This window comes from Candidatus Limnocylindrus sp. (assembly GCF_040397235.1).
Classification (GTDB): Bacteria; Chloroflexota; Limnocylindria; order Limnocylindrales; family Limnocylindraceae; genus Limnocylindrus.
In genome coordinates this window covers 284,644-305,716 of record NZ_JBBAWH010000002.1, presented here as the reverse complement: position 1 = coordinate 305,716, position 21,073 = coordinate 284,644, and the positions used below count along the sequence as shown (strand labels likewise).

Annotated in this window: 22 protein-coding genes and 1 riboswitch; of the genes, 7 read left to right on the top strand and 15 right to left on the bottom strand. The window is 65.1% G+C overall.

Annotated elements, in window-relative coordinates:
- The first annotated feature begins 23 nt into the window (after nt 1-23).
- Nucleotides 24-1,529, top strand: a complete 1,506-nt coding sequence (gene ctlX / locus AC3LB0_RS03185) for a citrulline utilization hydrolase CtlX (protein ID WP_488649715.1) — start codon at nt 24-26, stop codon at nt 1,527-1,529.
- Between the two features lie 161 nt (nt 1,530-1,690).
- On the top strand, nt 1,691-2,089 hold the full coding sequence (locus tag AC3LB0_RS03180) for a hypothetical protein (RefSeq protein ID WP_488649714.1): 399 nt from the start codon (nt 1,691-1,693) through the stop codon (nt 2,087-2,089).
- Between the two features lie 111 nt (nt 2,090-2,200).
- On the opposite strand, the gene AC3LB0_RS03175 is transcribed toward AC3LB0_RS03180, so the two are convergent.
- From AC3LB0_RS03175 to AC3LB0_RS03160, 4 genes are all read right to left on the bottom strand, one after another.
- Nucleotides 2,201-3,130 (bottom strand): ADP-ribosylglycohydrolase family protein, encoded by a 930-nt coding sequence (locus AC3LB0_RS03175; RefSeq protein WP_488649713.1) that lies wholly within the window; start codon nt 3,128-3,130, stop codon nt 2,201-2,203.
- Nucleotides 3,120-3,347 (bottom strand): hypothetical protein, encoded by a 228-nt coding sequence (locus AC3LB0_RS03170; protein WP_488649712.1) that lies wholly within the window; start codon nt 3,345-3,347, stop codon nt 3,120-3,122. Before AC3LB0_RS03170 ends, AC3LB0_RS03175 begins: the two co-directional genes overlap by 11 nt.
- Nucleotides 3,344-3,727, bottom strand: a complete 384-nt coding sequence (locus tag AC3LB0_RS03165) for a hypothetical protein (RefSeq protein WP_488649711.1) — start codon at nt 3,725-3,727, stop codon at nt 3,344-3,346. Before AC3LB0_RS03165 ends, AC3LB0_RS03170 begins: the two co-directional genes overlap by 4 nt.
- Nucleotides 3,728-3,836: 109 nt before the next feature.
- Nucleotides 3,837-4,382 (bottom strand): 3'-5' exonuclease, encoded by a 546-nt coding sequence (locus AC3LB0_RS03160; protein ID WP_488649710.1) that lies wholly within the window; start codon nt 4,380-4,382, stop codon nt 3,837-3,839.
- Nucleotides 4,383-4,418: 36 nt separating this feature from the next.
- Between AC3LB0_RS03160 and AC3LB0_RS03155 the strand changes: the two genes are divergently transcribed.
- Both AC3LB0_RS03155 and AC3LB0_RS03150 read left to right on the top strand, forming a co-directional pair.
- Nucleotides 4,419-5,201, top strand: coding sequence for a TSUP family transporter (locus AC3LB0_RS03155; RefSeq protein WP_488649709.1), 783 nt, complete (start codon nt 4,419-4,421; stop codon nt 5,199-5,201).
- Nucleotides 5,198-5,737: a hypothetical protein gene (locus AC3LB0_RS03150; RefSeq protein WP_488649708.1), complete on the top strand. Its 540-nt coding sequence runs from the start codon at nt 5,198-5,200 to the stop codon at nt 5,735-5,737. Before AC3LB0_RS03155 ends, AC3LB0_RS03150 begins: the two co-directional genes overlap by 4 nt.
- Here AC3LB0_RS03150 and AC3LB0_RS03145 read toward each other — a convergent pair.
- The 4 genes from AC3LB0_RS03145 to AC3LB0_RS03130 all read right to left on the bottom strand — a co-directional run bounded on the left by AC3LB0_RS03145 (nt 5,734) and on the right by AC3LB0_RS03130 (nt 10,686).
- Nucleotides 5,734-6,489 (bottom strand): TetR/AcrR family transcriptional regulator, encoded by a 756-nt coding sequence (locus AC3LB0_RS03145; protein ID WP_488649707.1) that lies wholly within the window; start codon nt 6,487-6,489, stop codon nt 5,734-5,736. The two genes, AC3LB0_RS03150 and AC3LB0_RS03145, sit on opposite strands and share 4 nt — an antisense overlap.
- A 115-nt stretch (nt 6,490-6,604) precedes the next feature.
- Nucleotides 6,605-7,309: a TetR/AcrR family transcriptional regulator gene (locus AC3LB0_RS03140; protein WP_488649706.1), complete on the bottom strand. Its 705-nt coding sequence runs from the start codon at nt 7,307-7,309 to the stop codon at nt 6,605-6,607.
- Between the two features lie 63 nt (nt 7,310-7,372).
- Nucleotides 7,373-9,097 (bottom strand): phytoene desaturase family protein, encoded by a 1,725-nt coding sequence (locus tag AC3LB0_RS03135; RefSeq protein ID WP_488649705.1) that lies wholly within the window; start codon nt 9,095-9,097, stop codon nt 7,373-7,375.
- Nucleotides 9,097-10,686, bottom strand: a complete 1,590-nt coding sequence (locus tag AC3LB0_RS03130) for a phytoene desaturase family protein (RefSeq protein WP_488649704.1) — start codon at nt 10,684-10,686, stop codon at nt 9,097-9,099. The genes AC3LB0_RS03135 and AC3LB0_RS03130 overlap by 1 nt, the downstream gene beginning before the upstream one ends.
- Nucleotides 10,687-10,772: 86 nt before the next feature.
- On the opposite strand from AC3LB0_RS03130, the gene AC3LB0_RS03125 reads away from it, so the two are divergent.
- Nucleotides 10,773-11,963 carry an aminomethyl transferase family protein gene (locus tag AC3LB0_RS03125; protein WP_488649703.1) on the top strand — a complete coding sequence of 397 codons (1,191 nt, stop codon included), beginning with the start codon at nt 10,773-10,775 and terminating at the stop codon, nt 11,961-11,963.
- Nucleotides 11,964-11,973: 10 nt separating this feature from the next.
- On the opposite strand, the gene AC3LB0_RS03120 is transcribed toward AC3LB0_RS03125, so the two are convergent.
- The 3 genes from AC3LB0_RS03120 to AC3LB0_RS03110 all read right to left on the bottom strand — a co-directional run bounded on the left by AC3LB0_RS03120 (nt 11,974) and on the right by AC3LB0_RS03110 (nt 14,734).
- Nucleotides 11,974-12,756, bottom strand: coding sequence for an ABC transporter ATP-binding protein (locus AC3LB0_RS03120; RefSeq protein WP_488649702.1), 783 nt, complete (start codon nt 12,754-12,756; stop codon nt 11,974-11,976).
- Nucleotides 12,753-13,763, bottom strand: a complete 1,011-nt coding sequence (locus tag AC3LB0_RS03115) for a FecCD family ABC transporter permease (RefSeq protein ID WP_488649701.1) — start codon at nt 13,761-13,763, stop codon at nt 12,753-12,755. The genes AC3LB0_RS03120 and AC3LB0_RS03115 overlap by 4 nt, the downstream gene beginning before the upstream one ends.
- Before the next feature lie 8 nt (nt 13,764-13,771).
- Entirely contained in the window at nt 13,772-14,734 is a 963-nt protein-coding gene (locus tag AC3LB0_RS03110; protein WP_488649700.1) for an ABC transporter substrate-binding protein, read from the bottom strand.
- A riboswitch (adenosylcobalamin (AdoCbl) riboswitch) is annotated at nt 14,731-14,877 on the bottom strand. Its footprint overlaps the gene before it by 4 nt.
- 97 nt (nt 14,878-14,974) lie before the next feature.
- Between AC3LB0_RS03110 and AC3LB0_RS03105 the strand changes: the two genes are divergently transcribed.
- Both AC3LB0_RS03105 and AC3LB0_RS03100 read left to right on the top strand, forming a co-directional pair.
- Nucleotides 14,975-15,703, top strand: a complete 729-nt coding sequence (locus AC3LB0_RS03105; RefSeq protein WP_488649699.1) for a hypothetical protein — start codon at nt 14,975-14,977, stop codon at nt 15,701-15,703.
- Entirely contained in the window at nt 15,696-16,514 is an 819-nt protein-coding gene (locus AC3LB0_RS03100) for a hypothetical protein (protein ID WP_488649698.1), read from the top strand. The genes AC3LB0_RS03105 and AC3LB0_RS03100 overlap by 8 nt, the downstream gene beginning before the upstream one ends.
- Before the next feature lie 10 nt (nt 16,515-16,524).
- On the opposite strand, the gene AC3LB0_RS03095 is transcribed toward AC3LB0_RS03100, so the two are convergent.
- The 4 genes from AC3LB0_RS03095 to AC3LB0_RS03080 form a co-directional block, all read right to left on the bottom strand.
- Nucleotides 16,525-17,988 carry a phosphohexomutase domain-containing protein gene (locus tag AC3LB0_RS03095; protein WP_488649697.1) on the bottom strand — a complete coding sequence of 488 codons (1,464 nt, stop codon included), beginning with the start codon at nt 17,986-17,988 and terminating at the stop codon, nt 16,525-16,527.
- A 2-nt stretch (nt 17,989-17,990) separates the two neighbouring features.
- The gene (locus AC3LB0_RS03090) at nt 17,991-18,941 is read right to left on the bottom strand and encodes a sugar phosphate nucleotidyltransferase (protein WP_488649696.1); all 951 of its coding nucleotides are present in this window, start codon (nt 18,939-18,941) and stop codon (nt 17,991-17,993) included.
- Between the two features lie 68 nt (nt 18,942-19,009).
- Nucleotides 19,010-19,846, bottom strand: a complete 837-nt coding sequence (locus tag AC3LB0_RS03085; RefSeq protein ID WP_488649695.1) for a GNAT family N-acetyltransferase — start codon at nt 19,844-19,846, stop codon at nt 19,010-19,012.
- A complete protein-coding gene (locus tag AC3LB0_RS03080) occupies nt 19,846-21,066 on the bottom strand; it encodes a hypothetical protein (RefSeq protein ID WP_488649694.1) in 1,221 nt (406 codons plus the stop codon). Before AC3LB0_RS03080 ends, AC3LB0_RS03085 begins: the two co-directional genes overlap by 1 nt.
- Between the last annotated feature and the right edge of the window lie 7 nt (nt 21,067-21,073).

Genomic DNA, 21,073 nt, shown 5'->3' with positions numbered 1-21,073 from the left:
AGGGTCGCCTATCCTTGCTCACTATGTTCGGATTGGGTTGGATCGGAGCGACCGTCGCCGCCACAGTGATCCTGCTCTTGGCTGCCCATCCGCGGCTTGCCCCCTACCGCCGACGGCTCCCGTTCCGCGTCGCCGCCTTCGCACTCCTCGCCGTTGTACAGCTCACCACCAACAACGCCATTATCGTGGACTACAAGCGTGTCGAACTCGGCACCGAGATCGTACGGCTCATTCCGATCCTGCAATTTGACCCCAACCTCCTCACCACATCGTGGCTCCCCGATCAACTATCGATGGCGGCGGTTGACATGCTGCTCCTCTCGATCGCCCTTCCGTTCAACATTCGGCAGGTGGCGCTCTGGGCCGTACTCGCCTTCGGTATTGGCATTGAGGTGAACCAGGCGTGGGCGAACATGTCGGGGATCACGCCGCCGTTCCGCATCGACATTCACGACGTTATCGTCCGCAGCGCCGGTATCGCACTCGCTGCGGCTGCCCTGCGCTCGCTGCGTACCGCCCTCACGGATCGCCAACTGCAGCAACGCCGAGCGAGCGCGCCACCGGCCCCGCATGCCGCCGCCCAGGCCCCCGCGGCAGTGATCATGATTCGCCCGCACACCTTCCAACCCAACCCCGAGACGGCAGCCGACAACGCCTTCCAGTCGGCGGGGGTGGCCAACGTTGCCGAGCGCCTGGCGGTGGCCGCGACGGCGCAGGTCGAGGTGGCCGCAGTCGCCGCCGCCCTCCGCGGCGAAGGTGTCGCGGTGCTCATGTTCGAGGATCGGGAGGGGATCGACACCCCCGACTCGGTCTTCCCCAACAACTGGATCTCGACTCACGACGATGGGCGGGTGGTGCTCTACCCGATGGCGACCCCCAGCCGCCGCCGCGAACGACGCAACGATGTGGTGGAGGGGCTGCGTGAACGGTTCAAGGTTTCGCAGCTGCTCGACCTCAGCCCCGTCGAACTTGAGGGGCGCTATCTGGAGGGGACCGGCGCCCTAGTCCTCGACCATGTGAATCGCATCGCCTACATGGCCCGCTCGGGCCGCGCCAATGAGGCGGTCCTTGACCAGTGGTGTGAGGCGATGGGCTACAGCGCCGAAGTCTTCAACACCGCCGACCAGTCGGGGCAGCCGATTTACCACACCAATGTCGTCCTCTCCATCGCCACGAACTTCGTTGTGGCGGGGCTCAACAACATCCCCGACCCCGCCGAACGAGCACGAATTGCCGCCCGATTGGGCGAGGCCGGGCGCGACATGATCGAGATCGATCAGGGTCAGGTCGCCGAGTTCGCAGGGAACGGACTGGAACTGAGTGGCAGCCGCGGACACCTCTTCGTCCTCTCATCGCGCGCCCTCGCCGCCCTCCGTTCCGACCAGATCGCCGCCATTGAAACCTCGGCCCACATTCTGGCGATCGGCATTCCGACCATCGAGCGGTCGGGGGGTTCGGTCCGCTGTATGTTGGCGGGGATCCACCTGCCGCCGCGCCAACCCGACGCCCCAACGACCTCCGCCGCCTAACCTCGCGCCGCCCTCAGCGCTTTTTTGGCGACCACTTCGCCGCCACCCTGGCCGCCGCCGAACCACCACGTGCAACGACCGCTTCACAAATGCGCGCGAGTCTGGCACGCTATAGGTCGTCCGGGCGATTAACGCCTGGGGAGTTTAATGAGGTGAAACAGATGGCAGTTACCAAGAAGAAGAAGGTCGCGAAGAAGGCTGCAGTTGCCGCCGTCGCCGCCGTCGCCGCCACCGCCCCTAAGAAGGCTGCGAAGAAGGCCGTGAAGAAGGTCGCCAAGAAGGCCGTGAAGGCTGTTAAGGCTGCCCCAAAGAAGGCCGCGAAGAAGACGGTGAAGAAGGTTGCCAAGAAGGCTGCGAAGAAGGCTGCCCCTAAGGCCGCCAAGAAGGCAGTGAAGAAGGTTGCCAAGAAGACCGCGAAGAAGGCCGCTAAGAAGGTTGCTCCAAAGGCAGCTCCTAAGGCGAAGAAGGCCAAGAAGGCGAAGAAGTCGAAGAAGGCTGCTCCAAAGGCAGCTGTTGCGACTCCTGCCGCTGGTACCGGCTGGAGCATCTTCGGCAAGTAAGCCGAATCGCATCGCGCGTTCGCGCGCGACACGCGACGTTCGTTAGAACGCAAGAGACCCCGCACCGCAAGGTGCGGGGTCTCTTATTTAATTGCTGGTTGCTTCAGTTCGTTACCCGCGATCACCAAGCTGGTGCGCCAGCGTGTCAACGATGAACCAGCCAGGAGCCGCACGCATCGCCACCATCCACTCTTCGGGAACGGCGGCGGCGCCGTACTGAATGCCGGCGAGCCCACCAGCAATGGCGGCGGTTGTATCGGTGTCGTGCCCATACGAAATCGCGAGCTCAACAACGTCGCGGAAGCTGTTCCCCTGCTCGAGTGCCGTGAGGGCGCTCAGCAGGCTGTCCGCCACGTAGGCGTGCCCTAGCCCTGACTTGTGCACGAGGCAGCTGGCGGCGAGGGCCAGTTTGTCGGGGGTATGTGCGTAGATGTCGCCAAGCCTGTCCAGTACCCCTTCAATGGCCGGACGGGGCGCCTCACCGCGCAGCAGCGCCCGTGCCACAAGCACGTAGATCGCCGAGGCAACCATCACCCGCGGATGGGCGTGGGTGACGGCGGTTGCCTCCTCGGCGCGTGCGACAAGTTCAGCATCGCTCAAGTCGTGCCCCGTCAGTGCCACGGGCAAGATGCGCATCAGGCCACCATTTGACTGCGACTCTTCGCCATCGCTCCCCGCCTCTGCCGCTGGCGTACCGGCGCGGATGCGATTAAGTGCCGCCGTGGTGGCGATGCCTGAGTCGAAGCAGACACCGGTCGCGGTGTACTGCGCGTCATCGAACCACGCCAAGAAGCGCCGGCCCTGATCGTCGAGATCCCAGCCGGCTTCAAGGAGTGACTCAAGAAGTGCGAGAGTCATGGAGCCGTCATCGGACCAGGTGCCCGGCGGCTGGTCAAATGATTCGAATCCTGCGGCGGGCGTTGGTCGCGGCGCGGTGTTCGCCGGCTGGAACTCCCACGGCACACCGATCGCATCACCAACGATCACACCGAGAAGTCCGCCGATGAGGCGCTGTCGATCGTTCGGCTGACTATCCCTCATTGATCAGTACCCACTCACCGTCACGCATGAGCTTCGCCTCGCAGCCGAGGCACTCAAGCTCTGGATCGCTGTCCGTTACAACGCAGCCGCCGAGAGAGACGAGGCCCATCTCAGAATCTCGCCGCAACTCCGCGCCAGGAAGGCCGTACACAATCGGCACCAGTTTCGCCTTTGCACAAATTGGGCAGGTTGAGCCCTTGCGCAGCATCTTGCTCATGAGATCCTCCGGCGATTCGCCGTGCGGCTCTTGAGGATGTCGATCAGCGCCTTCGGGAGTGACGGTGGCGTTGCCGGTTCGAGGGGCCGTGATCGCGGCGTTCCTGGCGGCAGGTGTCGCCCGAACGAGGCGGCGAAATCGATCTCCTCGGATTCGGTAGCCGCCTCTTCCAGGAAGACGGGGGTGCGGGCCTCGAGCTTGTTGATGAGATCGGCGATCTCGGCACTCATCGGAGCGGCAGTGATCAGGAGGCGCTCGCTGGGGTAGCCCCAGGCGCAGTAGGCGGTCTCACCCGCCACGTAGACGCTCATGAGGCGGCCACGCTCCTGTGGCTCTTCATTGGGAACATCGGCGCGGACTCGGCTAGGGGTAGGTCGCATTGGGACTCCTTCCGCTATGGGGTCGGCGATTGGCGGCGCCTTCGCGGACCCATCACCCTCCCACCCTACCTGCCACCTGTGCCAACAGAGTGGCACGGTGTTTTGGGACCTAATAGCCGAGTCGGACCATCTCAATGAAGATGCGTCCGGCGGTGCGGGCGTCGGTCACGGCCCGGTGCGGCTGCCCCTCGACCTGAATGCCGAACTCGCTCACCGCCTCGCTCAGCTTCGGCCACTTCTCCGTTTCGGGAACCAGGTTCACCATGGTGCAGTACTGCTTGGAGGGCGGAACGAAGACGCCAAGCCAGCGCAGACCGTTGCGGTCGAATTCCATGTTGTGGGCCACGACCAGCTCAACTCCCTGGAGGGCATCGGTCATCTGCTGTCGTGCCACGCCGCGATCGACGCCTGCGACATCGATCATCTCGGGGGTGATCTTGGTGAGGTTGATGATGAAGTCCGAGATCGCGGTCTCTGGATAGACCAGGGTCGACCAGGCGCTCACTTCGCGCGACCCTTCATAGATCACCGCGGCCGCCTCAATGACGCCGGTAGAAGGATCACGACTCCAAATTCCGGTCGTCTCAAAGTCAATCGCCGCCCAACGCGCCGGGTGCGTGCGCTGGAATCGGTCGGTTGGTGGTGCCAGGTTCATGGGGCGATTATGCCGCCTTCGGGCTACGATGCGTGTATGGAACTCCTCCTCCTTGCCCTTCTTGGGGCCGGCGCCTCAGCGATCACGATCGTGTCGGGCTTTGGGCTGAACACGGTGCTCGTGCCCGCATTCGCCGTGCTCTTCCCCCTCCCGTTGGCAATTGCCGCGGTGGCGCTGGTGCACCTGATCGTCAGCGCCATCAAGGTGGTGATCTTCCGGGCACACATCAACCGGGCCATCGCCCTGCAGTTCGTCCCCTGGGCGATTCTCGGCGGCATCGCCGGCGCGCTCATCCTTGAGCTGCTTGGTGCTGTACCAGTTATTGCCACCTACCCGCTCTTCGGCATCACGAAATCGATCACCGCGGTGAAGGTGGTAGTTGGCGTCACCATCGCGGTGCTCTCGCTCTATGAGCTGCGCCGCGGGACAGAGCAGGGGGGCTTGAGCTCGGTCGGCCTGAGCGCTGGGGCGCTCGCCTCGGGCTTCTTCGGCGGCCTCTCGGGGAACCAGGGGGCGATCCGCAGCACGGTGCTGATTCGCGCCGGCCTCACCCCACTCGGCTTTGCCGCCACGGGCGCTGCTGCCGCTGTTGCCATCGACCTCACGCGGCTGGTGGTTTACGGCACGGCGGGGAGCATCTCGAGCATCGTCGCCGACGGAGCAATCCGCAACGCCATCGTTGCCGCCACGATCGGCGCCATCGTGGGGGCACTCGTTGGTCGCCAGCTCCTTGCCACCATGAGCAGCGAGCGCCTCCGTCTAGTTGTGGGCTGGAGCCTTGTGGCTGGTGGCCTGATGATCGGCACGGGGGCACTGTGATCCGGCGGATTGTGCACGGGCGAGCCGCTGAGTCGCTGGTGCTCCTTGGCGCCGCGGCGATCCTCGGGTGTGATTTTCTTGACCAGACACTTGACGCGCGCATCTATGCCGCCTCTGAGCATGCGCTGGGGAGCGCCGCTTGGCTCTTTCATCTTGGGGTTGGTGCGATCTTCGCCGCCACGCTGCTCTTACTCGCGCGCAGCTGGGGGGTGGAGGGGCGAAGGGGCGTTACCCGAGCACTGATCGTCGCCGCAGTTGGCATCGTTGGCCTCGTGATCTTTCCCACCGATCCCGGTTGGCAGGTCGTGAGTGTCCCTGGTCGCCTTCACCCAACCTTTGCGATCATGGCCGCAGGAAGCTTGCTCTTTGTCGGCTCGCGCCTCGCACACGCGCGGCGACTCTTGGTCGACACGGGGGTCTTCCTTGGTGCAGGATTTGCTGGCGGGCTGCTTGGTGGCGGTGGTGGCGCCGCAGAACGGGCTGCGCTCGCGGTGGTTGGGGTGCTGCTCTTACTTGCAGCGCGGCGGAGCCGCTAGGCCGACTTTGTTCGCATAACGGCGCCGCTTGCGCCGCTCTTCTTCCCTTCCGTGCGCAGCTTCATCTCAACAATCGCGCGCTGTGACTCTTGTGAGCCGCGAATGACTTCGCGCAGCGACGTGCTCTCAATCGGCCCATACATGTGGTGACCACGCGCCGTGCGCAAGATTGAGATGCAGAGGAGGCGAATCTCGGCAGCGGTCATGCCGACGCTCTTCAGGTACGGGGTTACCCACTGGATGCAGCGCTCGACGTTGGCATCAAAGAGGAGTTTCATCCCATCACGGCCAGTCTTTGTCGACTCAACGTAGCGAATGACCTCCCACATCTCCCGCTGCTTGAGGTGGAATTTGCAGCCCGTCTCCACTACCGCATCGAGTTCGTCGGCCCAGGTTGCGGCGGTCCATGGTCGCGAGGTGGAGAGCATGATGCTTGACCACCAGGCGCCAGCCCACGTCTCATAGAGGTCGAAGAAGATGGCGTCGCGGTCATCGAAGAACTGATAGGCGGTGCCGGCGGCAATCTTCGCCTTCGCGGCGACCATCTGCATGGTCACGCTGCCAACACCCTTGCTGTTGGCGAGCTCGCGCGCCGACTCCAGGATCACGCCACGCGTGCGCAGCGAGCGAGCCTGGCTTGGGATGCGACGTCGACCGCCAGCCCAGGTCGCGAGAGGGAATGGCGCAGGTGGCAGGGCGCCATCATGCGCGCTGACGATCTTCCCTTTGGCGAGGCGGACCTTGGTAGGCATGTGCATACTATCGCATTACCGTATGAGGGCTCACGTATTTATCGAAGAATATTCGAGAAAAAGTGGGGGCGGTACACCACCCGTGAGGCGCCTCTTGCCTCTGGTGCGCTGTTTTCTATGCTCCTTCGTGTCGCCGCAAGTAGTCAACGACGAGCGCGCGCTGTGCGGCGAATGAGCCCTCAACAACATCGCTGAGCGCTGACGATACGAGCGCCGCAAAGATATGGTGGCCTCGTGCGGTGTAGATATTGGCTCGGCTGATGAAGGCAATCTCTTCGCCCGAGAGTCCTGAAGCCGCAAGGTAAGGAGACGAAGAGCGAATGGTGCGATCAATCTGGGCGGCGAGCATCAGTGGTGCGGCAACTCGCCCTTCGGCAGTAGCGTCAACATGGCGAATGACCGGCCATGCGTCGGCATGCTCAAGCAAGAAGTTGCAACTGCCTACGATCAGGCCCTTCAGCTGCTCCTCCCATCGCTCGGTCCATGTTGCGCTCGTGTGCATAAGGATGACGCTCCACCAGTCGCGGTACCACTCCTCATAGATATCGCGGTATACGCACTCCAGATCATCGAAGAACTGGTAGGCAGTGCCGCTCGCAATACCGGCGCGCTGCGAAACGAGCTGCATGGTGACGCCGCTGATGCCGTTCTCGTTTGCGAGGGTGCGCGCCGCGTCGAGGATGAGCCTTCGCGTAGCAATCGACCGCTCCTGCTTCGGCTCATGTCGAACATCGGTACGCCAATTAATGAGCGGGAAGGGATCGGGCTGTAGGCCGCCGTCGGCTGCGATCAGGTCGTTGGGTGCAGAGGTGGGTGCCATATCGCTATGTTCGCACATGCAGCGCGCAGATATTTGTGAGCCTTTATTAGGATCGGTGACTGCCTACTCCGCAGCGCGACGCAGATGGCGGATCAACTTCTCGGCGGCATTCGCTCCTGGAGCGCCCGTGACGCCACCACCCGGATGCGTGCCCGCGCCAGAGAGGAAGAGGCCATTAATCGGCGTCTCGTAGCGGCCGATGCCGTAGAGCGGGCGCCACTGCGCAAACTGGTCAAAGCCCTCATTTACATGCATGGCGTGCCCGCCCGTTGCGCCCCAGTCGCTCTGCAGGTCGGCGGGCGTAATGAGTTGGCGCGCCACGATGTGGCCGCTGATTCCTGGTGCGACAGATTCAAGTACCGCAACGGCGCGGTCGGCGAGCGTCTTGCGCGCGTCGGCGGTCCATCCGCCCTTCAGGTCGACCGGCGCGTACTGCACCACGGCGCTCAACAGGTGGCGCTTGTCGTTGGTGAGGCTCGGATCAATCAGCGTTGGGATCATCGCCTCAACCACCGGCACCTCGCTCATCTCGCCATACTTGCTGGAATCAAACGCGCGCTCGATTCCCAAGATGTCGCTGAGGATGGTGATGCGGCCGCGCAGGCGTACCTCTTGCTCGGCGGCAGATCCGGCACTCGGGAAGGCTGGCAGCTGGTCGAGCAGGATGTTGAGCTTGGCGGTGACGCCGGTGTTACGCGTGGCGCGCAGGCGGCGGCGCAGCTCTGGGCCGGTCGCCTCCACACCGAGCAGATTGAGTAGCGTGCTCTTTGGATCAAGCGTTGAGAGCACATACGGCGCAATGATCTCTTCGCCGCTGGCGAGTGCCACACCCGTGACGCGACCATCGCGCTCAGTGATGGCGGTGACCTGTGCGCCGGTGCGAATCTCAGCGCCGAAGCCGCGCGCCGCATCGGCGATTGCGTCGATGAGTGCGCCTGGACCGCCGATCGCCACAACTGTTTCACCCGATGCGCCGCCGTCGGCGCCGTCGCCCGTGATGCTGTCGAAGAGGAGCGTGGCGCCGGTGCCCGGCGAGATTGGGCCGCTGGCGTTGTAGCGCGAGCCGCGCCACGAGATCAGTGCCTCAAGGTGTTCGTCGTTGATGTACTCGTTGACAAGGTCAGAGGCGGACATTGGCAGCATGCGCAGGATCTCGCGGCCGTCGCCCTCTTCGAGGCGAGTGAACGGCGCGCGGAAGGCGAAGCCTGCGAGCAGCTCGGCGACCGACTTGCCGCCGTCGAGATCGGGCGGGATGCCGTCGAGCACCTTCTCAAAGTAGGCGCCGACGCGGCGCATGCGGCCGTCGAGCTTCAGGTAGCCGGCGGCGACCTTCTCGCCATTCGGTCGCGTGGCGAGTTCGGCGGCGGTGCGCTTGGCGTCGCGCCAGAGGGTGATGGCAGTGCCATTTGTTGGGTGCGGCGCGAAATTGCGCGCCTCAGGCTCGACGAGCTTCACCTTGCCTTGCAGGCCGAGGTCGCGGGCGACGCGCGGTCGGAAGCGACCCACGGTGTGCGAGAGCATTGGGGCGCGAACGCCATCGACATCGCCGGTGAGCGCCATGCCACCGAGTTCGGTTCGCGCTTCAACCAGGATGGTTTTCACGCCAGCGCGCGCCAAGTAGGCGGCTGCAACGAGTCCGTTATGTCCACCACCAATCACCACTACGTCAGCGGTGGCGGCAGGCTTTGGGGCGCGCGGCACCTTTTGCACCTTTGGAGGCAGTTCGGCTTTCGTTGAAGCCTTCAACGTCTTCGGTGCAGCCTTCGGTACGGACTTCTTGGGGGCCATTACGCCTCCCCTCGCTTGCTCTTCAGAATCTCGAGAGCGGCGAGTCGGCCGGGGGCTCCCATGATGCCGCCACCTGGGTGGGCCGAGGAGCTGGCGAGCCAGTAGTCGCGGATCGGTGTCTTGTAGCGTGACCAGCCGCTCACCGGTCGGTTGAAGGCCATCTGCTGCACCAGGATCTCGCCCTGGAAGATGTTCCCTTCGGTGAGGCCAATGGTGCGCTCAAGGTCGAGCGGGGTCATGATTTGGCGCCCCACGATCTTGTCGCGGAAGTCCGGCGCAAACTCGGAGATGGTGTCGACCACCAGATCACCAAACTGCTCCTTGATCTTGTCCCAGCCGCCATGCTCTGGCGCCAACTTGTGCGGCGCGTACTGAACGAAGGCGGTCGCCACGTGCTTCCCTGGTGGGGCCATCGTTGGGTCGGTCATCGTAGGAATCAACATGTCGAGGAACGGTCGCTTGCTCGGGTGGCCGTGCTTCGCGTCGTCATACGCACGCTCCATGTAATCCGGGCTCGGCGAGATGCTGACGGTGCCCAACAGGTGGCCGTTCCCTGGAGGGGCGGCGGTGAAGGTTGGGAGACCGTCGAGGGCGAAGTTCACCTTCGCCGAGCTGCCGCGGAACTTGAAGTTGCGAATCGCCGTCTCGAAATCTGTTGGCAGTGAGCCGGCGGGGAGCATGTCGATAAAGGTGTGCTTCGCGTCGGCCGCCGAGACGATGGTGTCACCGTAGACCTCTTCGCCCGACTCGAGCACCACGCCGATCGCCTTATCGCCGCGCAGCAGCACCTGCTTCACAGGCGCGTCGGTGCGAGTGATGGCGCCAAACGACTGCGCCGCGCTGGCGATGGCCGCTGCAACGGCGCCGGTGCCGCCCTGCGGCAGCGCCCACTCGCGGAACGAGCCATCGATCTCGCCAAAGTAGTGATGCAAGAAGACCATGCCGGTGCCTGGCGACTTGATCCCCAAGAACGTTCCAATGATGCCCGATGCCGACATGGTGCCGATGAGCGGCTCCCCCTCGAACCAGCGGCGCAAGAAGTCGTAGGCGCTACCGGTGATCAAATCGAGGAGGGCACCCTTGGTGCGGAGCGGCAGATGGCCGAACTCCTTGGCGAGTCCGGCGTACTCGAGCCACTCCTTCGGATCGCCGTACGGGTCGGGGGCGGGCATGTCGACGGCGGGTCGAATGAAGCGGGTGATGTCGGTGACCGTCTGCTTGAAGTCGTCGTAGTTGTCGGCGTCACGGTGCGACCACTTACGAATCTCGCGAATCGTATCGGCGTGATCGGTGCGGCGATCGAGGTAGCCGTCCCAGTGCGGCGTGTAGGTGCCCACCGATGGCGCCATCTGCAGGCCGTGCTTCGCAAGGTCCAGCTCGCGAATCACCTGCGGGCGCAGCAGGCTCACCAGATAGGAGGCGACAGAGAACTTGTAGCCCGGCACGGGCGACTCGGTGAGGGTGGCGCCACCGAGAACGGAGCGGCGCTCAAGGACGATGACCTTCAGTCCAGCCTTCGCGAGGTACGCCGCGCTAGTGAGGCCGTTATGCCCACCGCCAACAACGATCGCGTCGTACCGTTCCGCCACTGTCCCTCCCAATCTCGCCCCAAATCGCTAGGATGCGTGTGCGGGCAATGGTACCGCCTAAGCCGTTGAGAGAGAGGGAGGAACGCATGCCGCTTGAGACCCCGTTCCACCCCCGCACGGCAGAACTCAACCAGGCGCGCCGCTGGCGCAACTGGTCGGGCTTCTTCATCGCCGACTCGTATTTCCCAGCACACGACTTGGAATACCATGCGGTCCGCTTCTCGGCCGCCCTCTTTGATATCACCCCGATGTGCAAGTACAGCATCTCTGGCCCCGATGCCGCAAAGCTGGTCGACCGCGTCATCACCCGCCGCGTCGATCGCATCAAGCCGATGAAGGTCATCTACACCCCGTGGTGCGATGAGACCGGTCGCGTGCTCGATGACGGCACCGTTGCCCTGCTTGCCGACGGCTCCTACTTCTGGACCGCCGCCGAGCCGCAGCACGGCTGGCTCGACGCCGCCGCCGAGGGGCTCAACGTCACCATCGAAGACCAGACCGAAACGATCTGTGGCCTCTCACTGCAGGGGCCGCGCGCCCGCGACATCCTCTCCGCCGCGGTGGGCCGCGACATGAGCGACCTCGGCTTCTTCGGTCGCGCCGACGTCACCATCGCCGGCGTTGCCGTGGGGGTTTCGCGCACCGGGTACTCGGGCGATCTCGGCTACGAGCTCTTTCTCCCCTTCGGCTCGGCACTTCCTGTGTGGGATGCGCTGATCAAGGCGGGCGAGGCGTACACGCTGCGCGTTGCTGGCATGGAGGCGCTCGATGTTGCCCGACTCGAGGCGGGCCTGATCATGGCGGGCGTCGACTATCACTCCTCGCGCACCGCGCGGCACCCGAGCCTCGCCGTCTCGCCCTACGAGATCGGCTTCGATCGTCTCGTTGATCTTGACAAGCCATCGTTCATTGGCAAGCGCGCCCTAATGGATGAGGTCGCCGCTGGCGGCCCACCCGATCGGCTGGTGGGCCTTGAGCTTGACTTGAACATCTTCGAGGACGCCTACCTGGACCTTGGCTACCCGATTGAGCATCCGCTGCGCGCCTGGCGCAAGGTGATTCCGCTCACGCGCAAGGGCGAAACCATTGGCCGCGCCACGAGCGGCACCTTCTCGCCGCTGCTGAAGCGCTCGATCGCACTCGGCCGACTCCCCGCCAAGCACGCTGTTCCTGGCACGATTGTTGGGCTGGAGTGGGCGATCGAAGAGACCCGCCAAGAGATTCCAGCTACTGTGGTGCCGCTGCCGTTCCTCGACCTGCCGCGCAAGCGCAGCTAGGTCGCTGCGGCTAAAGCCGCGCCGCTCGCTCTAAAGGAATCCCCCACGCGTTACTAATTCGCTCTGCGGTCAGCACCTCTGCAGGCGTGCCGTCGGCGGCGATGGTGCCGTTTGATACAAGGATCACGCGGCTGAATCCATCGCGCACGATGTCGAGCTCATGGAAGATTGCGACGATCGTGCGCTTCGTCTTCATGATCGTCTCGTCGCCGGCGAGGCTAATGAGAAGGTCGGCGATCTCCATGCGATGACGCAGGTCGAGATGCGCCGTTGGCTCGTCGAGGGCGAGGATTGGCGTCTCTTGCGCAAGGCCAAGGGCGACGGCGGCAAGCTGTCGTTCGCCGGCGCTGAGGGTGCGAACGTCACGGCGCTGCAGGTGTGATGCGCCGACGCGTTCAATGGCGGCGCTGGCGCGCTCGCGATCGTGTGCGCTTGGGCCGGCGGGACCGCGACCGTGCGGAATGCGACCGAGTGCAACAAGTTCGTCGACACGCGTGGCGAATGGGAGCGCGATGTCGGAGCTCACAACAGCGATCGATCGCGCAATCGTTTCGCGCGAGAGGTTCTGGATCGGCTCGGAGCAGAGGATGATCTCGCCGCTGGTCACAGGAACCGCACCACTCAGTGCGCGCATAAGCGTGGTCTTGCCAGCACCGTTCGGGCCAACAATGGCAACGCGCTCCCCTGGGCCAATGCTTAGTGAAGCATCCTGCAAGATCGTGGCGCCGCCGAGGTCAACACGCAGGTCATGTGCGCCGAGGAGTTCGTAGGGGGCGGTGTCGTTGGCACTCACAAGGCGTACCCGGCGCGTGCGCGATGCAGCAGCCAGAGGAGGAACGGTGCGCCGATCAGGGCGGTGATGACGCCAACGGGGACGCCGATGGTGCGGGCGACCGTGTCGGCGAGGAGCAGGAGGAGCGCCCCACCGATCGCTGAGAGTGGGAACACGGCACGCGGGTCGGAGCCAACGGCGAGGCGCGCCAGGTGCGGCACGACGAGGCCAACGAATCCAACCAGGCCGGCGAGTGCGACGGCAGACGCTGTGGCGAGGGTGGCGAGCGCCACGGCGATACGTCGCTCACGGCGCACGTCGATACCCAAGTGTGTCGCCCCCTCATCACCGAGGAGGAAGGCGGCGAGCGCACGGCCGCGCCGGGCGAGGAGCAGCGTGGCGAGGGCGATCGGCACAGCGGCGGCGGCGAGGCGTGGCCAGGTGACACCGTCGAGACCACCGAGCAAGAATCCGAAGATGGCGCGCAGGTTGGCGCCGCTCGCGAGCATCACCAGCGAGAGCGCCGCAGCGAGCAGAGAGGCGACGGCGTAGCCGACGAGCAACACGCTGGCGATGCGCTCCTCGCCGCTACCGATGCCAGCGATACGCCAGACAAGCGCCACCGAGGCAAGCGCGCCAACGAATGCGGCGAGTTGCACGCCGCCGAGCTCCCAGGCGATTCCCGTAATCGGCAACAGGAAGGCGATCGCCGCACCGAGCGCTGCGCCGCTACTGGTGCCGAGCACATACGGGTCGGCGAGTGGATTGCGCAGCAGAGACTGGAACGCGACACCCGACGTGGCCAGCGCTGCGCCGACCGCGATCGCGGCGAGGATTCGCGGCAGGCGAATCTCCATCACGATCGAGGTCGACCCGGCACTGATCTCGCCGCCTATCGGCAAGCCGAAGAGGCTCTTGCCGATGATCGCCAACACATCGAGCGGCGCAATGTTCGCGACGCCGAAGCCCACCGCGCCAATCGCCACCAGGGCGAGTGCCGCGAGTGAGAGAAGCGTGGTTCGGCGCACCCCTATGGCTATGGAAGGATCATCGGATGTAGCTGCGCCACGATGGCGCGGAACGCCTCGGCGATACGCGGCCCAGGGATGGAGACGAGGTCGCCATCAATCGGTCGTAGTGCGCCGTTCACCACGGCGGGAATGGTTCCCCACCCTGGTCGCGCCGCTACCGCCTCAGCGGTGACGCCGTAGGCGGCATCACCGAGCAGGATCACGGCGGGGGCGGCGGTTACGAGGGCCTCAAGCGAGATCTCGTAGACGCCGTTCACACCGCTGCTCACCAGGTCGCCTCGGGCCAACGCCACGAGCTCGGCGGCATAGTCATCGGGGGCGAGGCCGTAGATCGCGCCGGTCGCATCAATCTCATAGAAGACGCTGACCATCGGCTGGTCCTGCACGAGGGCGGTGAGCACAGCGATATCGGACTTTGCGATCGTGATCGCTTCAGCCGCGGCAACGCTTGCGCCCGCTGCATCGCCGATCAGCTGCAGGGTTGTGTAGACGCCACTAATGCTCTTTGGGTCCAGCGTCACGAGTGTAATGTTCGCCGCCTTCAGCAGCGTAATCGCATCGTCGGGGGTGAAGCCCGAACCACCGACAAACACAAGGTCAGGGTTGAGGGAAATGATCGCCTCAACGTTGGTGCCGGTGTAGTCGGCGACCTGCGGTGTTGCCGTGAACGCGATGGGGAGGCAGCTACACGCTGCGACACCGACGACGCTCTGGCCAAGCCCAAATTGAGCGAGCGCCTCAACGCTTGCTGGGGTGAGTGCGACGATGCGCTGCGGCTTCGCTGCGATCTTTACCGAAACGCCTGCATCGTCGATGACGGTGCGAGGGTAATCGGCCTCCACGATTGGTGTGGGGCTCACTGACGGCAGTGAGTTGGTGGCATTTCCGCCACATGCGCCGGAGACGAGTGCTGCAACGAGCAGCAGTGTGGCGAACGAAAACTGGTGCGAGCGTACGAAAGCAGTCATGCTTCCTCCCTTGCCTCGAGGGCCTAAGCTTTTTAATGCCGCGTGTCCGGCGACCGGACTTATGGGAGCCACTCCCAATAACCGTTGCGGGACAGTGCTGGAATCTCACCAGCTTCGCGTCCACGCGGCGTTGCTGCGGGGACTTTATCACCAACGTATTGACCCTGCAAACGCGGCCGATACGCGCACCGTGCGAGAGTGCTCCTCTGCCCTCGCCCCCGCTCGGAATCTGGAGGGAGCATGGTCGGAGCAGTTCTCCTCGCCGCAGCAATCACCCTCGCGCCGCCAGCCGAGAGCGCCACAGTCTTCGCCAATCGCACCGCCTTCGCCGAAGCGTGCACCGGCACCGCGAACACCCTCCCCGATCAGCTGGCCCGACAGGCGCGTACCGCACTCGCGGCGCTCGGCTGGGAGGTAGGTGGTGCCGTGGGGCCAACCTTCACGCGCCGCGCCATGGTTGTGGGCGCATCATCGGCCGCCTTCTATGTGCATAGCCACGGCGATCTCTATTGGGATTCAAAGTCCAGCAGTCGTGTCGGTGGCTTCCGCGCCGACAGTGGGCTCTGCCTCGGCGCGCCGATCGTCTTGCCATCCGAGATCGCGGTGATGCGCCGTGGCACACCCGCTGCCTCGCTCGTCTACATCTCGAGTTGCCATAACGGCGAACGGGCCTCGCGCCTTCCTGGCGCATTCGGTATTGCGCAACGCAAGGTGCAAGGCTCTGGAGAGCCCGACAGTTTTTACGTGAGCTACATCGGCACGGCGTGGCAGGGTGCGGCCCTACGTTTTGAACGCGCCTTCTGGCGCGGGCTACTCGATGGTGCGACGGCTGGGGCTGCGTTCGATCGCGCACTTCTTAGTGCCTACGACCCGGAGCACCTCACCCCCGAGTGGTGGGGTGGCTACGGGCATCTGCCACACGCGCCGTCAGCCGATCTCCCCGACATTGGAGGGCAACGCTATGTATAAGGTCCGCTGGGCGCTCTCACTGCTCGTTGGACTCGTTGCCGCCTGCGGTGCGCCAGGTACAGCGATCGCACCGAGTCGTGCGCCCCTGGCTGAGGGGGCTGGACTCAACATGCGGCCCATTACGACCATCGCCGCACAACTTCTTTCGCCGCTGGAGTTGCGGGGGCTTGTCACCCGACCGTTCACCGTGGTCCGCAGTGAGAGTGGCGAGCAGCGCGTTCGTCAGGTTCTTCTCGGTGTAAGCGGCGTTGAGGTGTTACGTGTTGAGAGTGCGCTCGATGGATCGTTGCGCTTGATTGCCACAAGTGGCGTGGCGCTGGAGGGCGGTGCTCTCAGTGAGAGTGCGGCGATCGCACGAGCGCTACGTCACTTGGTGCGGCTGGGGCTTGAGATGCCAGAGGGTGGCCCAGTGGTGCAGAGTGCCGCCAGGCGCACGCTGGTGATTTGGACTCGGGAGGTGCGCGGCGTGCCCGTGCCGGGCGACGGCACGCGCGTGGTGCTGAACGGTGTTGGCGAGCTCGTTGGGCTCGCCATTGAGGAGTATCCCCTTGCCGCGCCTCCAGCACGTATCGCCCGCGGTGATGCCGTACTGCGTGCGGCAGTGGCGCTCCTGCCGAGCGGTGCGCTCATTGACGGGAGCCCCGAGCTCGCCTGGGTGCTCCCTACCGATGGAACGAGTGAAGCATCAGGTCAGCGCACACCACGCCGCCTCGCCTGGTGCCTTCGCGGAGAGCTGCGTGATGGCGCGGCGTTCGAGCTGCAGTTAGATGCGGGAAGCCTTGTGCTGCTCGGGTGGGATGGGGCGCCGTAGCGGTGGGGCGTTAGCCGCGCGCGAGTCGCTCGCCGATCACCAGGAGTTCGTCGCGCAGCTCTGCAGAGGTCGCCTCGGCGTAGACGCGCACGAGCGGCTCGGTGCCGCTGAAGCGTACGAGCAGCCAGCTGCCGTCGTCGGTGAAGAACTTCACGCCGTCGTTGGTGGTGAGTGGCACGGCGCGCACCGCGTGGCTGCCGATGCTGCTCGGTGGGCTGCCAACGAGTTCGGTGGCGAGACGCTCCTTCACCGCTGGGTAGGCGGCGCGATCAATATGCACGTCGATGCGCAGGTAGTACGAGGCGCCGGCGATGGAGGCAACGTGCTCCATGACCGAGCTCATCGTTGGGCGCCCGAGGGCGCGCTCGCGAATCAGCAGGTCGAGCAGGAGCAGGTCGGCGAAGATGCCGTCGCGCTCAGGAAGGTGCATCTTGAAGCCGTAGCCGCCCGACTCTTCGCCACCCATCGAGGCGCCCGTCTCGATCATCTTTGGGCCAACGTACTTAAAGCCGACTGGCGTCTCGTGAACGGTGACCTTGTAGCGCTCGCCGAGTCGCTCCCCCATGGAGCTCTCGTTGACCGTCTTCACGATCGGGCTGAGATCTTTCTTGTGTTCAAGCATGTAGTACGCCAGCAGTCCGAAGACCTGCAGCTGATGCAGGAAGACGCCACGCTCATCTACGGCGCCAGCACGATCAGCATCGCCGTCGAGGAGCATCCCCATGTCGTAGCCGCCGCCCGCCATGCGTGCGAGCACCGGGTCGATGTGCGGTCGAATCGGCTCAGGGTTCACGCCGCAAAACCAGGGGTTGCGCTCGCTGCGCATCTCGTCGACCACGATGTTGCCGCCCGCAAGGAGGCGACCAATCCAGCCGGCGCCCGCGCCGTACACCGGGTCGACCAGGATGCGCATCTTCTGGGCGGCGATCGCCTTCAGGTCGAGGTTGCGCTCAACGAACTTCTTGTAGCCCGGGTACGGGTCGTAGCGTTCGACCATCCCCGCCGCCTCGGCGTCGGCGAAGGGTCGACCAACAAGTTCAGGGCCACGGGTGCTCGCCACATGCGCCTCGATGCGCTTCAGTAGATCGGGCCCTGCGGCGGCGCCGGTCGGCGACTTCACCTTGAAGCCGTTATCCATCCACGGGTTGTGGCTGGCGGTGATGACGATGCCCATCGCCGCACCGCGCATCACCACCTCGTACGAGGCCATCTGCGTGGGCACGTCGGTGCGTGAGTAGGCAACGGGGATGCCGTGGGCGAGCAGGATTTCGGCGGCGGCGATCGCGAACTCTTCCGAGCCGAAGCGGCGATCGTAGGCGATGACGACGCTCTTGGCGGTGGCACCATCCTCTTCTACGACGCGGGCGACGCCCTCGGCGAGTCGCCGGACGTTCTCAAAGGTGAACTCGTCGCCAATCTTGGCGCGCCAACCATCGGTGCCGAAGAGGATCTTTGTCGGTTCGCCGGCGCCCATCCCTACTCCCTCTCAGATGCGGCGCGCAGATCGCTGCCGCTCATCTGCTCTAGGTCCATCGTCGCTGCGCCGTTCGGCTGCAGGGCGATCACCCCATGCTCGTTGCTGATCACAATGGTACGCCCCCCTGGCGCCTCCATGCGGATCTCTTCCATTGAGGTGCGTGGCAGCAGATGTGCGCGCAGCTCACCCCATGAGCCGATGTCGCTCCAGCCGCAATCGAGCGGCAGGGTGCGCACCAGTCCGGCCGCCGCAGCGGGTTCCATCACGAACGTGTCAATTGGTCCTGCTGGCACCGTGCTGTACTCGCCGATGCCGTTGATCAGCGTTGGTGCAAAGCGTTGGAGCGCGGCGCGAGCGCTGTCGCGTCGCCAGGCGAAGGTTCCCGCGTTCCATCGGGCGCCCGCGGCGATCAGTCGTTCGGCCTCGTCGCGTTGTGGCTTCTCGGTAAATCGTGTGACCCGCTCCCCATCGGCGACGATGTAACCAAATCCTGTCTCTGGACGAGTCGGCACAACACCGAGTGTGTAGAGGGCGTTGGCCTCGTGTCCGGCGTGATCGGCTGCGGCGGCAAGTGCGACGCGCCAGGCATTGTCATCGCGCACCGCATGGTCGGCGGGGATCACCAGCATCACCGCATCGTCGGCGCGATCGATCGCTGTCACGGCAAGTGCGACCGCCGCCCCCGTATTGCGGCTGACCGGTTCGGCAAGGATGTGATCGGCGGCGATCTGTGGCGCGCACTCGCGCACGAGCTGCACCTGGTTCGCCGCCACCACGATGTAGGTGTCATCAATGGGGACCAGCGGCGCGAGTCGCTCCAGGGTCACGGCGAGTGGGCTGCGCCCATGCAGGAGCGGCAGGAACGGCTTCGGCCGATGGGGGCTACTTAGGGGCCAGAGGCGGGTTCCGCCGCCACCGGCAAGAACGACCGCGTAGGGTCGACTACTCATCTGCGGCATCGTAGCGTGCGGGCTAGCGGGCGGGCTCGGAGGTAGGTCAAGAAACGGTCGCTTCGTGCTCAGCGCCCGAAGAGGCGCCGGAGCATGCGCGGCACCGAGATGCCACTGCGGCGGATCACGAGCCGCTCCTCGAATTCAGTCTTCACGCTATAGCCGAGCGAGGTATAGACGGCAATGGCGACAGCATTGTCGCGCTGCACATTCAGCACCACCTCATCACAGAAGCCGAGCAGGGCATCGGTCACCGCTGAGGTGTTTGCATGGGCGTAGCCGTTGCCGCGCGCACTAGATGCCGTCAGCACGTTGCCGACGACGGCGATGCGCTCACGTCGACCGACCACATGTGTTCCAGCTGCGGCAACCAACTTGCCGTTGCGGTGAATGCCGCGATAGACCCCCTCGGCGACGGCGAGTGGTGGCAGCCATGCGGCGAAGCCCAACTGGTAGAGGTGATTCAGCGCTTGCGCATCGGAGGGGATGAGCGGCACGACCAGCGCTGCGGCGGGGCCCGTGTACGGCACGAATTCGGCGCGCGTCAGGCCCATGCGCAGCATCGGGTTGATCTTTTCCGTCTCGTAGGTCAGATCGAGGACTGGGTTCCCCCCGATCGGCGTTGGCACCCAGGCGGCGCGTGGGCGAATCCCGTGCTGCAAGATGGTGGCGATCCCCTCTGGCTCACCGTACAGATGCAGCGGCTGCGGCGCCCACCCCGAGTACTCCATGCCGAGTGCGATCGGCGTTGCGCCGCGGCGCGCAACGAAACAGCGCGTGCGCGGAAACTCACCATCATCAAGATCGGCCAGGGCGTGTGCGGTGATCCAGCGGTCGCCGGTGATGAGCGATCGCACCAGTTCACGATCGCGCGTTGCCGAAACCTCTATCGGCGTGGTGCTCATCAGTCGATCAGCGTGATGCCGTCAAGTGCCAGCAACTCAACGCGCGGTACGGCAATCTGCACGCCACTCGTTACGCCACGCGCGGCGAATGGCGCACCGCGTTGCGCCGCCGCGCTGTTGACCGCCACAACGCGCTTGGTGAGTTCGGCGCCGGTGAGATCGGTCGCTGCAGATCCGGCAACCAGGTAGACGGGTACCCCAGAGAAGAGTGCGGCGGCGGCGAGGCCGACGCCACCCGCTGGCACCACGGCGTAGCCGGCACGGTTGATCGAATCACTGCCAAGGATCAGCGCGCCGATGGGGCCATCCGCGTTCGCGATCTCACTGGCGAGTTGGCCGTCTTCAAGGAGTCGTGGGGCGAGGCCGGCACGCACCGCGTCGGCGGCATCGATGGCACCAAGTCGTGCTGCGCCGCGCACATCGACCGTGGGCCCAGCAGCGATCGTGATCGTGCGCACAGCAAGGTGGCGCAGCGCCTCATGTAGTGGGGCGAGGTCGCCCCACGCGGTGGCGCCGAGTCCAGGTCCACTGGCGATGATCGCGTCGCGAGCAAGGCCTGCGCTCTTTAGCGTTGCGGCGATGCGCTTGCCGTACGCGGCGCGCTGACCGAGCTGCGTTGCCGCGCGCGCGGCGATCGCGGCATCGAGGCTCTCGCCCCCCAACGCAACGGGGAGGAGTGCATCGAGTTCAGCGTGGAGTGAGCCGGCGAGTGGTGCGGCATTGCGCAGCGCAGCGGAGGCGGCGTGGAGGCGCGCAACGCGCCCACCGGCCGAACCGACACTGGCGAGGGCGAGGGCGAAGGCGGCGGCGAGGCCACGGATCGGACCGGGGGCGATGGCGTCAACGGTCAGGAGTGCGGCGATGCTGCTCGCGCTCGTCGCGCGGCGCTCGGCGATCACCGCTGGGAGGGCACGAACATCGAGCACGATCACGGCGCCCTCTTCGTCACGAATCGGTGAGGCGAAGGCTGGCTCGGGGGCGGCGGCGCCCGCCTTGATTAGCCCCGCATCGCCTGGCATGTCGAGATGCGTCTCCGCGGCGCGTCGGCGTGTTGGCTCGGCGCCAGGTTCACGCGCGGGTGTAGCCAGGTCGGCACCGATGGACTGGGCCTGACCGCGCAGGGCGCCGAGAGCGCCGAAGAGTGATCCGGCGGTGGCGGCACCATCGTTGGCGATGCTGCGAAGGAAGGATCTGCGATCGCTTGCGGGGCGCTTCGCCATAGCGGCG